Source organism: Clostridiales bacterium, assembly GCA_015243575.1.
GTDB classification, from domain to species: domain Bacteria; phylum Bacillota; class Clostridia; order Peptostreptococcales; family Anaerovoracaceae; genus Anoxybacterium; species Anoxybacterium hadale.
This window is the reverse complement of the sequence record CP042469.1, coordinates 3,807,078-3,819,539: the sequence shown is the minus strand read 5'-3', so window position 1 is coordinate 3,819,539 and position 12,462 is coordinate 3,807,078. Positions and strand designations below refer to the sequence as shown.

The 12,462-nt window shown below is 44.3% G+C and carries 12 protein-coding genes; 2 read left to right on the top strand and 10 right to left on the bottom strand.

The genetic code is table 11. The annotated features are described in order from the left end of the window. Positions 1-65: 65 nt before the first annotated feature. The 9 genes from FRZ06_16755 to FRZ06_16715 form a co-directional block, all read right to left on the bottom strand. Complete coding sequence (locus FRZ06_16755) at positions 66-518, bottom strand: DUF2892 domain-containing protein (protein QOX65985.1); 453 nt, start codon at positions 516-518, stop codon at positions 66-68. A gap of 210 nt (positions 519-728) precedes the next feature. Continuing rightward, positions 729-1,688: a phosphoglycerate dehydrogenase gene (locus FRZ06_16750; protein QOX64877.1), complete on the bottom strand. Its 960-nt coding sequence runs from the start codon at positions 1,686-1,688 to the stop codon at positions 729-731. A 38-nt stretch (positions 1,689-1,726) separates the two neighbouring features. Continuing rightward, a complete protein-coding gene (gene gndA, locus FRZ06_16745) occupies positions 1,727-3,121 on the bottom strand; it encodes an NADP-dependent phosphogluconate dehydrogenase (GenBank protein QOX64876.1) in 1,395 nt (464 codons plus the stop codon). Positions 3,122-3,167: 46 nt separating this feature from the next. Further along, positions 3,168-3,791 (bottom strand): bifunctional 4-hydroxy-2-oxoglutarate aldolase/2-dehydro-3-deoxy-phosphogluconate aldolase, encoded by a 624-nt coding sequence (eda, locus tag FRZ06_16740; protein QOX65984.1) that lies wholly within the window; start codon positions 3,789-3,791, stop codon positions 3,168-3,170. Between the two features lie 33 nt (positions 3,792-3,824). Beyond that, positions 3,825-5,114 carry a TRAP transporter large permease gene (locus FRZ06_16735; protein QOX64875.1) on the bottom strand — a complete coding sequence of 430 codons (1,290 nt, stop codon included), beginning with the start codon at positions 5,112-5,114 and terminating at the stop codon, positions 3,825-3,827. Further along, positions 5,107-5,544, bottom strand: coding sequence for a TRAP transporter small permease (locus FRZ06_16730; protein QOX65983.1), 438 nt, complete (start codon positions 5,542-5,544; stop codon positions 5,107-5,109). Before FRZ06_16730 ends, FRZ06_16735 begins: the two co-directional genes overlap by 8 nt. Positions 5,545-5,729: 185 nt before the next feature. After that, complete coding sequence (locus FRZ06_16725) at positions 5,730-6,755, bottom strand: DctP family TRAP transporter solute-binding subunit (protein QOX65982.1); 1,026 nt, start codon at positions 6,753-6,755, stop codon at positions 5,730-5,732. 61 nt (positions 6,756-6,816) lie between these two features. Continuing rightward, on the bottom strand, positions 6,817-8,247 hold the full coding sequence (locus FRZ06_16720) for a hypothetical protein (protein ID QOX64874.1): 1,431 nt from the start codon (positions 8,245-8,247) through the stop codon (positions 6,817-6,819). Positions 8,248-8,305: 58 nt separating this feature from the next. Beyond that, positions 8,306-9,322, bottom strand: coding sequence for a zinc-binding dehydrogenase (locus tag FRZ06_16715; GenBank protein QOX64873.1), 1,017 nt, complete (start codon positions 9,320-9,322; stop codon positions 8,306-8,308). 370 nt (positions 9,323-9,692) lie between these two features. Between FRZ06_16715 and FRZ06_16710 the strand changes: the two genes are divergently transcribed. Both FRZ06_16710 and FRZ06_16705 read left to right on the top strand, forming a co-directional pair. Continuing rightward, positions 9,693-10,397 carry a GntR family transcriptional regulator gene (locus FRZ06_16710; GenBank protein ID QOX64872.1) on the top strand — a complete coding sequence of 235 codons (705 nt, stop codon included), beginning with the start codon at positions 9,693-9,695 and terminating at the stop codon, positions 10,395-10,397. Positions 10,398-10,435: 38 nt separating this feature from the next. Then, positions 10,436-11,197 (top strand): SDR family oxidoreductase, encoded by a 762-nt coding sequence (locus FRZ06_16705; protein ID QOX64871.1) that lies wholly within the window; start codon positions 10,436-10,438, stop codon positions 11,195-11,197. Between the two features lie 236 nt (positions 11,198-11,433). On the opposite strand, the gene FRZ06_16700 is transcribed toward FRZ06_16705, so the two are convergent. Next, positions 11,434-12,384: an ROK family protein gene (locus tag FRZ06_16700; protein ID QOX64870.1), complete on the bottom strand. Its 951-nt coding sequence runs from the start codon at positions 12,382-12,384 to the stop codon at positions 11,434-11,436. Positions 12,385-12,462: the final 78 nt, after the last annotated feature.

Here is a 12,462-nt window from a genome sequence, read left to right as displayed (position 1 = left end):
CTACTCTTCCAATCAACATCTGATACTGTTTTTTATGAATCATGTCTTTATCGGCAACGATTCAGCTATTTCTCCACTGCGCCGAGTACACTTTCCGCATCATTGTGTTTCACATGTGCAAAATCCTTCCGCATCAACTTTAACGCCATTTTTTCCTGGTTGATTTCCTCTGCAGTACGCACTCCCATTTTTCTTACGACCGGAGCGGATGGACACCAGCCCAGCAACGCATGCTGGAGCAGAAAGGTTCCTGCAATCAGTGTAAGAAAAGACCAGTATTTATTCTTAGCAATGCCAAATAAGGAGCAGCCTACTACACACATGGCCGCTTTGGCTTCTACAACGCGTTCTACATCCCATTCCGAATCCAATTTCTGAATTCGTTTTGTGATTTCGGCTTCCCCTGCATCTTCTAATTCAGACAAGGTTTCCAGTGTGCTTCTGCGAATTGATTCATTCATTTCAGGATTGGTGTATGTTGCCACACGATGGGTAGTGGACGGCAATACATTTTTCATACATATCATAGCACGATCTCTCCTTTTACATAACGCCGCTTGCAGATAAACAATGCTGTCTGCAACTGATACTGTTTTCAATTTAGTATGTGTCACAGACAATGCGTTAATACTTTTTTTGAAAATCCAAATCCTGTGATTCGTTTTCTTATGACAGATGGGATTTCATTTTTATAATGTATAAAGGAGAATTATTTGTATCGTTCCGTTTTATTTGCTTACTGTAAATTGACAGCTTCCCGTTTTTAACACGTCAATCACGTTCTGCGCTGCCAGCAAGCTCATTTTACTGCTGGCTTCGTAGGTCGCTGCCCCGGCATGTGGTGTTAATGTGCAGTTTGGCAGCGTCAAAAGCATGCTGGTATAAGGTGGTTCCTCCAGCGTAGCATCAAGACCTGCCGCACCGATTTCTCCGTTTTTCAGCGCTTCGTAAAGGGCCACTTCATCTATAATGCCGCCTCTTGCCGTATTCACAATCACCGCACGGTTTTTCATTTTCTTAAACTGTTCAGCTCCAAACATATTCTCTGTCTCATCGTTGAGGGGTGCGTGGATCGTTATGAAATCTGCTTCTTTTAGGATTGTTTCAAAATTTGTATATTCAGCATTGCACTCCTTTTGAAACGACTCATCCCGATACGTATCGTAGCAAAGAATTTTCATATTGAAGCCGCGGCACCTTCTGGCTACCCCTTGGCCGATTCTGCCCGCACCAATCACACCAAGGGTTTTGTCCCACATTTCAACGCCGATTGGCCTTTTCTGATCCTTTTCTTTGATGCATTGATCCATGAAAGAAATATTTCTGGCCGCACTTAGCATTAGTGCAACAGCCATATCCGCAACAGAATCTCCATTTGCGCCAGGGGTAACCGTTACGGTGATATTGCCCTCCGCTGCTGCATCTAAATCAATCTTGTCATACCCCACACCGTATCTGGAGATCACCTTGAGCTTCGCAGCCCCTGCAAGCAGTTCTCTTTCATAATGCTCCAGTCCTGCAATCACCGCATCTGCACCAGGCAGTTCCAGTTTCAGCTGTTCCGAGATCGGACCGCTTTCAGCGGATAGCTTTATCACATTACAATTATTTTCTTCCAGTAATTTAACCGCGTCTCCGTCTGCTGATCCAAACGATCTTGCGGTGACTAATACTTTATATTTACCCATGGGTACTCCTCCTGTTAAACTCCTCTTATCACGCTGCTCTATTCCCGGTTCCCGTTCTGCTCCCAGTTTGTGTGAAACGGTCCTTCTCTGTCGGTCCGTTCATAGGTATGGGCACCGAAGCAGTCCCTTAATGCTTGTACAAGGTTTGCAGGCATCTTGCCCCCACGAATGCGATCATAATAGCAAAGGGTCGATACTAGCGTAGGCACAGATAACGCCGCACGCTGCGCTTGTATCACAACCTCACGCCAGGTAGGCTCCAGCGAAGTAATAAATGAAAACTTTTCAGAAATAAGAAGATTACTGACCTCCTCTTGTAATGCTTCCATAATAGTTTCCAGCAGCGGGCTTCGTATAATGCAGCCTTCTCTCCACAAGGCAGCGGTTTCACTTAAATCGATGCGCCAGTGATTCTCGTCAGATGCTTTTTGGATCAATTCAAGACCTTGAGCATAGCTGCAAATAATGCCTGCAAGCAGTGCTCCTTCTAATTGCGTTTTATACTGCTTCAGCTTCATTGGCATCCCTGAATCGGTAAGCTTTTGATTTCCCTCTGTCCTGATCCTTTGATTTGCGGAAAAGTGCCTGGAAAAGACGGCCTCACAAAGCGTCGGCGCATATACGCCCCGCTCAATAGCTTCAATGGCAGTCCAGTTTCCGGTTCCCTTCTGCTTTGCTACATCTAATATTTTATCCACCAGAGGGGTTCCGTCTTCATCCCGTTTCCTCAGTACAAGGACTGTAATTTCAATGAGATAGGAGTTCAGTCGTCCCGATTGCCACTCAGAAAAGGTAGTTTCTATCTCATCATGATCGAGTGCAAGACCTCTTTTCATGATGAAATAGATGTCGGCAATCAATTGTAGAATCCCGTACTCTATGCCATTGTGAACCATCTTTACGTAATGTCCTGCACCTTCCGGTCCGACAAAGCTGCAGCAAGGCTGGTTCTTATGGTGCGCCGCTATTTTCTGCAGGATGGATCTGCTTGCTTCCCAGCCCTCAAGGCTGCCGCCGGCCATCATACTCGGTCCCATAAGAGCACCCTTTTCCCCGCCGGAAACGCCAATGCCCAGATATCCAATGTTCCTTTCCTTGAGCTGATGAACTCTTCTGGTGGTATCTTTGTAGTGTGAGTTTCCACCATCCAGTATCATATCACCGCTTTCCAGGTAAGGGAGCAGGCTATCAATGACACGATCTACCGGCTCTCCCGCTGTAATCATCAGAAAGATCACTCTCGGCCGGACCAGAGAGGCTGCAAGCGTTTTCTCCGTTGAGAAAACCCTCCAACTCTCATGTGCATTATGAGAAAAACGCATTGATTCTTTAGGATCCTTGCTGAAGAGTGCTGCGCGAAACCCTTTATCGATAAGGTTCTTCGCCAGGCTGCTCCCCATAACGCCAAGGCCATACATCGCAATATCAAACATGGTTTTAATACCCCTATTGCTCCTGTTATACAGCAGATCCTGGAGCCTACTTCACCAGCTGAACAGCCTCTGCTGCCAAACGCTCTATTTCACCAAATTGATGGTTGTTAATGAGAGCTTCCTTGACCATCCAGCTCCCGCCGCAGGCAACAATCTGAGGCGCTGCTAAATAATCCAGTATATTTTTCTCATTGATTCCGCCTGTGGGCATAAATTTTATGCCGGGGAACGGTGCGGAAAGGGCCTTAATGGTAGCCAGACCACCGTATTGCTCTGCAGGGAAGAATTTTGCTACCGGAAGGTTATATTCCAATAAAAGCATCATTTCCGTCGGTGTGCAGACACCGGGAAAAATGGGTACATTATTCTCTACTGCAAACTCAGTCACCGCCCGATTAAACCCGGCAGTAACCAAAAACTCTGCACCTGCCTCACAGGCTGCTTTCGCTTGCTCAACGCTTGTGATGGTTCCCGCGCCGACCAGCATTTCCGGGAACTTCTTCATCTCTCGAATCGCTTCTTCTGCTGCCGCCGTTCGAAAGGTAACTTCAGCGAGGGGCAGCCCTCCGGCAATCAACGCTTTTGCAAGAGGTGCTGCATCTGCAGCAGCATCAATCTTGATCACCGGTACAATCTTCATTTCCGCGATTTTATGTAATAAGGTATTCATGTTCATGTTTGATAACTCCTTTGATAATTCCATTTAGGACAAGCCCATAAACACCTTTGGCAGGAGCATGGAAATCTGAGGGATAAAGGTAATCAGCAGCAGGCATAGAATCATGACGATAATAAAGGGGATAATTCCCTTTGTGACCGTTTCCAGGGGCTCGCCCCCGACTCTGGCTGAAACAAACAGATTGATTCCAAGGGGTGGTGTAATAAAGCCGATGGCCAGATTTACAACCATGATAATACCAAAGTGGATCGGATGAACACCGATGGATGCTGCTACAGGCATAAGAATTGGTGCTAACACCATGATTGCAGGCGTTGTGTCCATAAAGCAGCCAACAATCAAAAGCAAAATATTGATTAACAGCAAGATAAGAATTGCACTGTCCGTTGAGCTGATGATTGCATTCGTTATCATCGCCGGGATTTGTTCAATGGTCAGGATTTTTGTAAATGCAGAAGCACAGCCTAGAATCACCATGGTGGTTCCCGTAGTGGAGCAGGCATTTCCGATGGTGCTGATCAAACCATTGAATTTTAATTCCTTATGAATAAAGACTCCGCAGACAAACGCGTAAACCGCAGCAACGGAAGCGGCTTCTGTAGGAGTGAAAATCCCCCCGTAGATGCCTCCCAAGATGATAAAGGGGTTGATCAGGGCCCACTTTGCATCCCATACGGCTCTTCCTGCCCTGCCCCAGGTGAATTTTTCGTCATCACCCTTCCAGCCTTGTTTCTTGCAGTAGTAATAGCACCAGATTATCAAGGCGATACCGATTAAGATACCCGGGAGAAAGCCTGCCATGAATAAGCCGCTAATCGAGGTTCCTGTGGATACGCCAAAGATAACCATTGGAATACTTGGCGGAATGATAACACCGATGCTTCCCGCACAAGCAATTAACGCAAGCACAAACCGTTTGCTGTATCCCTTCTGAAGCATAGCCGGGACAACCATAGATCCGACAGCTGCTACTGTCGCCGGTCCAGAGCCCGATACTGCAGCAAAGAACATGCACACAACAACCGTTACAATAGCAAGTCCTCCTGTGACTCTCCCGAAGAAAACGTTGCAGACGTCGAGAATTCTTTTCGATACGCCGCCTGCACCCATCAGCTCGCCTGCCAGAATAAACAGCGGAATGGCCATAATGGGGAAGGAATCGGTGCTTGTAACCAAGGTTTGTGCCACATATGCCAAGGATAATTTATTGCCGACGATGATGGCCGCCAGAGAGGACATTCCAATGGCGATGCCTACCGGCACATTTAAGATAAGAAAAACGATAAGTCCAAGAAATAAAGCTGCACTAACCATCAAGTTCACCTCCGCTGTTCATTTCTTTCACTCGAAACAAAATCGTTTGAATTTGCCGTATTGCGGTGAGTGAAAATCCTACCATTGGAGCTGCATAAATGACCCACATTGGCATTTGCATTGCCGGAGAAGTCTGTCCAAGAACCAGCTGTTTTTGAACCACAGTGAATGCTGTATAGGCAATGAATATTGAAAAGCCTAAAAAGAGAACATCCCCCAGAATCACCACCAGAGGTCTGATTTTTTTTGGGAACATGCCTAACGCAGCCTCAATCTTGATGTGCTTCATTATTTTTGCTCCATAGCTGATTCCCATATAAATGAGCCATATGAATAAATACCTGGCAAGTTCTTCAGACCATACCAAAGAGTTTGCCATGACATATCTCATGATAACCTGTATGAATATAATGATGGTCATGAGTGACATCAACAGAATACAGATTGTAAGTTCAAGTTTTTCGTCAAGAGCTTTTAGAATCTTCAACTACTCTCATCCTTTCCTCAGAGTCAAATATAAATTTGGATTTCAACCAAGGGTACATACGGTTGAAATCCAAATTTCAGATATCTGCTTTTCTATAGCATCATAGAAAATTCAGATTTGCTTATGGATTACTGGTTCAGGATTGTATCAACATATTCCGGGTGATCCATCTTCTCTTTAACGAGATCATAAACTTTGGCATCCGTAACAATTGATTGCCACTCCGCTTTTTCAGCATCGGTCAGCTGAACAACGGTAACCCCTTGTCCTTCAATCTTCGAAATGATTTCTTTTTCCAGGTTCTGTGAAACCTCCCGCTGGTATTCCGTTGACGCTGCTGCCGCTTTGTCGATGGCAGCTTTCTGAGCGTCTGATAAGGAATTATATTTTTCAAGGTTCATGCAAACCACATATGGTGTGTAAACATGCTGAGTCATGGAAACATATTTCTGAACTTCAGCGAATTTATTGGCATCGATAATTCCTAACGGATTTTCTTCCGCATCGACAGTACCTTGCTGCAGTGCGGTGAATAGTTCCGTAAACGCCATTGGGGTTGGATTAGCGCCAAACGCTTTCCACGCAGCGATATGAACTTCATTTTCCATGGTACGTACTTTCATGCTCTTAACATCCGCGGGCTTTGAGACCGCAACGGTATTGTTCGTGAAGTTACGGAAGCCGTTTTCCCAGAAGCAAAGCCCCTTTATTCCGATAGCCTCCATTCCGTCGAGAACCTTCTTTCCAACCTCACCGTCAAGATTCTGGTATGCCTCCTCATTGCTTAAGAAGATATATGGCGCATCGAAGAGATAAAAGTCTGCATACATATTGGCCAGAGGGCTGGTTGAGCTGACAGCGATATCAATGTCACCGAACTGGGTGGTCTCAATGGCTACGCGATCATCGCCCAACTGGTTGTCCGGAAACAGATTAACGGTTATTGTCCCATTGGACTCAGCCTCAACAACTTCCTTAAATTTTTGCCCCGCATCTTTTGCAGATTGTGAAGTAACATTTGCAAAAGTAAGCGCTACTGCTTGCTCCTCGGATCCGCCTGCTTCCTTCGAAGCATCTGAGCCGCCGCATCCTGTGAACATCGCCATTGCCATTAATAATGCCACGGCCAAGGCCAGCATTCTTTTGTGATTCAACATGATTTTCCTCCCTAAAATTAAACATTATTTTATATAAAAATACTAATTCCTTCAGGTCTTAATATTTTATATCTGGATTCGTTTGATCATACCAATATTTGTAACGTCTATATTTTTTAGAAAAAAAGTCTACTTTTCCAGGGTTATAATGAATGACCTTCGTGTTTTCATTCATAAACTCGGATGCATCTTTGACCTGACCTAAGAGCTCAAGACCAAGGGCTGCGCCGCCCAATAACGAGCTATGCTCTGTTTGATCAATTACCATGTCCGTTCCAAAGATATCCGCACACATCTGTGTCCAGTATGCGGAATGAAGAATCCCCCCTGAGAGCTTTATCTTCCGAGGAATTCCGTTCAACTTTGTGAGGATCTCATAGCATTGATACAGGTTGAACAATACGCCTTCCATGACACCAAGGTAAAAATCATTGACCGAGTGACTTGGCCTAACATCAAAGAATCCTGCATTTCTATCATCCTGCCATCCGGGACAGCGTTCTCCGTATAAAAACGGAAGAAATACCGGTGTACTTCCTGCGCCGCTGAACCCTTTTTCAATCTCATCATATGTTGTTCCGAAAGGGAACATCTTATTTTTAAACCAATCGATGCAATTGCAGCTGCCTGATGTAGCTGCTCCGCTGAGCCAGCCCTTTGGGGAAAGGTAACACCAGGTACTCGGTACGTCGGGAATGATTGGCCTTGGTGCCGATAGTCGAATGGCTCCGCTTGTACCAACTGAAAATGTCATCACACCATCTCCGATTGCACCTGCACCTATCTGGTTCAATCCTCCGTCAGGACCTGTTGGCATCACCGGAATTCCCGGATCAACACCCAGCATCTGAGCTCCCTCTTCTGACAAAGGAACCGTTTCTTTATAGGAAACCAATCTGCTAAGCTGAGATTCTTTGATTCCCAAATCAAGAAGAATGTCCTGATCATATTGCTTTGTATGAATGTTCAGAAGACCTGTTCCTGAAGCCATACTATCCATAGTAACACGTTCTCCGGTCAATCGGAACAGATTATAGGTTCCCTGCCCTTCTATGAAGCAGTGATCCAGAGAGTGTCCCTTCTCTTTCAGTAATTTCAGTTTAAAGGCGGGATAGATCGCATTCACCATGCACCCGGTTTTTTGATAAAATTCCTTTGTGTATGCCTTGTCCTTCCGCAATTCTTTGCACAGCTTTGCTGCGCCTGTATAGGACCATAAATAAACAGGGGTTTGTGGTTTCATATCCTCATCACAAAGAAGCAAGCTATGCCACGTTCCGCTTAAGGCAATCAGTGCAATTTTCTTATTCTGACAAAGCATCCGACCCAAAGCGATGGTCTCCTGAAAAACCTGCTCAGCGTTATGAACGGTAAGATCCTCATACTGGCTGGTATAAGCCTGAGCTTTTACTGTATATTCATGATTTTTTACATCATACAACATTGCTTTTGCAGATGTTGTACTGGATTCCAGAACTAATATGTACATCGGTTCCACCTTCGCATTTTTCTGTCATACTCTTCGCTGTAACTGTACCATAAAACCATTAAACATCAGTACAGTCTACAAGAACCTTAACTGTTCCAAATTCTGGATTTGCAATCATATCAAAGACGTTTTCACTGTCTTTTAATGGAATGATGTGAGATACAATCTTCTCAAGATCTTCATTAATAACTGCGGAGTACTCTACCGCCTGGCGGAATTCTTCCTTTGTATACACTCGTGTACCCACGAGATGCTGTTCTTTGAAGTTAATATCTCTTAAGTTTATTTTCAGCGGGGTTTTTGGAATTGATACCAGACAAATGGTTCCTCCAACCTTAGTAATATCAGTCATCTGCATGACAGAAACTTCTGCTCCGCTGCATTCAAACAAGACATCTGCACCTTCGCCTTCTGTAGCAGATTTGACAGCGTCATTCAGGCTCTCGGATTTTGCATTGACGGCAACCATACCAAATTCTCTTGCTTTTTCAAGTCTCTTCTCATCGATATCAGAGATAAAAACTTTAGATGCACCCATGTGCTTCAGCATCATTCCGGTAATCATACCAATCGGGCCTGCTCCGATTACTGCTGCGGTGTCAAGAGCCTTAAAATTACTTTGGTGGATCGCTCTTACGATTACTGCAAGGGGTTCGATGACAGCAGCCGCTTTATCTGAGACTCCCTCCGGTACGCGAAACAGTACATCCTCATCCACGTAGGCATATTCGCTGATGGCACCTTGCACATCAATACCGATCAGTCCCAAGGTATTGCATACATGAGCGCTGCCGGTTCTGCAGGGCAGGCAATCTCCGCATGACAAAAGCGGATATGCAACGACTCTGTCTCCTTTTTTAAACTTTTTCCCATCCACAGCAACTTCTCCCAGGAACTCATGCCCTAATACAAGAGGTGCCTTTGCCCTTGGGTGCTTTCCGTGAAAGATGCTGATATCCGAGCCGCAGACACCGCAATACTTTATTTTAAGTTTCACGCTGCCTTCTTTTAGAGTTGGTTCGGGGATGTCTCTGATTTCGACTTTGTTCGGTTCTGTATAAACCATCGCTTTCATTGTAGCTGCTCTCCCTTTTTATTTGTCGTTTTGTCTCATTATTTTTTTGTTCTTTTGGGGATTCTTTGGATTTCATCAAGATACGGTTAGATACGGTCTTTTTCCTGCGTATCTTTTGGAGTAGGCATACGCAAGATGTTTAGATTTACAAGAATTAACCCTATTATATGAGCAATAAAATTTAATGTCAAGAAAATAAAATTTTATTTTAGATTGATAAAAATTTATTTTTTGAGTAATAAAATTTTTTATTCTTCACAATTATTAAAATAGCATGTATAATAAATTCAAATATGAAAATATTTCGTTTTTTATATTGACAGATCCTCTGATTTTATGTCTGAATGATATCAGAATAGATTTACAAGAAATGGGAGTAACCGCAATGACGAAGAATACCAAAACGACTTTAGTCGACATTATTTATGACAATATACGCAAGGATATCACTCAGGGCATATTGATTCCTGGTCAGAAAATTAATATTAAAGAGCTTTCTGAAAGATACGGTGCAAGTCTGACACCTATCAAGCTGGCTTTAAACCGCTTGATATCTGAAAAGATTATAGAAAATTATCCTCGCCAGGGCATGAAGCTTAAATCTGTTGAAGCAGAAGAAATTGCGGAGATTTTTGATCTGCGTCTAATGCTGGATTTATGCTTTACAAAAGAAATCATAACAACGGTAAGCTATAACGAGATGATGAAAGAAGAATTCAAAAGAAATGTTGAGGAACATATGCAAAGCGTCAGTTCCTTGACTTCAGATTCTCCTGTTGACGTCTATCTCCAAAATTACGATTATGATTACAAGTTTCATGAACTTCTTATGAAATGCTCAGGAAACAAGAAAATTGTTGATGTATTTCATTACATCAACCCCTTCTTATATTCGAATTTTATCTTCCGCAAGCAGTCAAAGGATAGAGATATTGCCGGCGTGAAAGAGCATGAGGCAATTTTAAATTCCATTCTTACGGAAGACGAGGAGTCTCTGCGTGAGGCACTAAGGGTGCATAACAGAAACTCAAAGAGAACCATAGGCCTTATTTTAAAGGTTGATAAAATCCTTTAGCACATCTTTAAAAGCGGGTCAATCTGAAAGGAGTACCAATGGATTTTTTTAATATTGCAGGAAAAAAGGCAATCGTTACCGGTGCGGCTCAGGGTCTTGCACACGGAATGGCAGAGGGCTTGATGGAAGCAGGCGTAGAAGTTTGCATCATCGACATATCAAAAAAAGCAGGAGAAGTTGCTGAGTCCTTCTGCCAAAAGGGGTATCGGTGCCATGCCGTCAACGCGGACCTCGGCGACAAGGAGGATCTTAAGAAAGGATTCGCTCTGGCAGTAGACGCCCTCGGCGGCCAGCTTGATATCATTATCAACGCCGCGGGGATTCAAAAGCGCCACTTTAGTGAAGAATTTCCGATCGAAGACTGGGAAGCAGTGATCAATATCAACTTGAACTCCGTATTTTTACTTTGTCAACTGGCGGGTCAGCAGTACATAAAGCAAGGAGGCCAAGGAAAGATCATTAATATCGCTTCCATGCTGAGTTATTTCGGCGGATATACAGTTCCTGCATACGCAGCAAGCAAAGGCGGCGTAGCCCAGCTTACAAAAGCGCTGTCCAATGAGTGGGCATCCAAAGGAATCAACGTAAACGCAGTCGCTCCAGGATATATGGCAACAGAAATGAATACGGCTCTCATTGCAGATGAAACAAGGAATACAGAGATACTCAATCGTATTCCAGCCAAGCGCTGGGGTACGCCTGAGGATATGAAAGGCGTAGCAATTTTCCTTGCATCAGAAGCCTCCAATTACTTAAACGGGGCCATCATCCCTGTTGACGGCGGATATCTGTCCAGATAACATGACTTCAAGAATGATGTCATAAAGAATTGGGTATCTGAATTCATCAGTATCAAAGATACAATCAGTACCATTTCCTCTTCTTCATCCAATACAAACAGAAAAAGAACCAAATAAAAACAGCAAAACATTTCGAAAGATTGTTTTGCTGTTTTTATTATCCGTAACACTATAATATATTCGATACCGCTCGGTTTCTCGTTTTCACTGATTTCTTATTTTGAAGCGGAACTGCTCTATTCCTCGTTTCTTGCCAGCATCGCCGCACCAATGATTCCCGCATCATTTCCCAGCTGTGCCGGAACGACTTCATGGTAGACTTTAAAGAAGGATTTTTCTTTTACCCGCTCTCGTAAAGATTCAAAGAGAAAATCCCCTGCAAGGCTTACGCCGCCGCCAAGAGCCACCACCTCAGGATCAAGGAGGACAGCGATGGATGCGATGGCAGAGCTTAGGTGACCCACATAGGTATTGAAGATGTCCTTGGCGATGGTATCCCCTTCCTTTGCACTGTCAATAACGGTCTTTGCTGTTACAAGATTCATATCACCCTCGGCCTTTTCATGGATCAAGCTGATGGGATACTCTACGATGACTCTTCTTCCCTGCTGAATCAGCCAGGTTGCCGTGCAAAGCGACTCGATGCAGCCTTTGTTCCCGCAGGTACAGATGGGACCGCCTTCCTGAATAACCATATGTCCCAGCTCGTTGCCTCTGCCCATGCCGCCTTTAAACATTTTTCCTCCAAGGATGATCCCTCCGCCTACTCCTGTACCCAGCGTAAACAGAACTGCCGTCTTCTTATCCCGGAAAGCTCCTGCATGAAGCTCTGCCAAAGCCGCGGCATCCGCATCGTTGGCCAGAAAAACGGGAACATCGGGGAAATATCGGTGCATTTCATCAACCATTGGCACATTATGAAAGCCAAGATTATGAGCATGAAGAATCACTGCCCCTGCAGCATCGATGGAGCCTGCTGTCGCTACACCAATCGATTTGAAATCCTTCGCTGATATGTTTAATTCCTGAGCCAGCGCTCTTACCTGCTCCGCCATAAGAGCAGTGATATTCTGATAGGTTTCGCCTTTTGGAAACGCAACATTTCTTCGTGCAACAATCACCTTATCATCATTTACAGCGCCAACCTTTAAGTTTGTGCCGCCCACATCAAAACCGATCTGATACATTTGTTACTCTCCTATCAATCTTTTGTCTTTTCATTCGGAGCAAGCGCCTGTCAAACCGTGACACTTATGACAACTTGC

Coding starts and splice junctions, on each gene's coding strand:
- FRZ06_16710 (QOX64872.1), top strand. CDS start 9,693: ATGGGAGTAACCGCAATGACGAAGAATACCAAAACGACTTTAGTCGAC.
- FRZ06_16715 (QOX64873.1), bottom strand. CDS start 9,322: ATGAAAGCGATGGTTTATACAGAACCGAACAAAGTCGAAATCAGAGAC.
- FRZ06_16755 (QOX65985.1), bottom strand. CDS start 518: ATGAAAAATGTATTGCCGTCCACTACCCATCGTGTGGCAACATACACC.
- gndA (QOX64876.1), bottom strand. CDS start 3,121: ATGTTTGATATTGCGATGTATGGCCTTGGCGTTATGGGGAGCAGCCTG.
- FRZ06_16720 (QOX64874.1), bottom strand. CDS start 8,247: ATGTACATATTAGTTCTGGAATCCAGTACAACATCTGCAAAAGCAATG.
- FRZ06_16750 (QOX64877.1), bottom strand. CDS start 1,688: ATGGGTAAATATAAAGTATTAGTCACCGCAAGATCGTTTGGATCAGCA.
- FRZ06_16700 (QOX64870.1), bottom strand. CDS start 12,384: ATGTATCAGATCGGTTTTGATGTGGGCGGCACAAACTTAAAGGTTGGC.
- FRZ06_16735 (QOX64875.1), bottom strand. CDS start 5,114: ATGGTTAGTGCAGCTTTATTTCTTGGACTTATCGTTTTTCTTATCTTA.
- FRZ06_16705 (QOX64871.1), top strand. CDS start 10,436: ATGGATTTTTTTAATATTGCAGGAAAAAAGGCAATCGTTACCGGTGCG.
- FRZ06_16730 (QOX65983.1), bottom strand. CDS start 5,544: ATGTCACTCATGACCATCATTATATTCATACAGGTTATCATGAGATAT.
- eda (QOX65984.1), bottom strand. CDS start 3,791: ATGAATACCTTATTACATAAAATCGCGGAAATGAAGATTGTACCGGTG.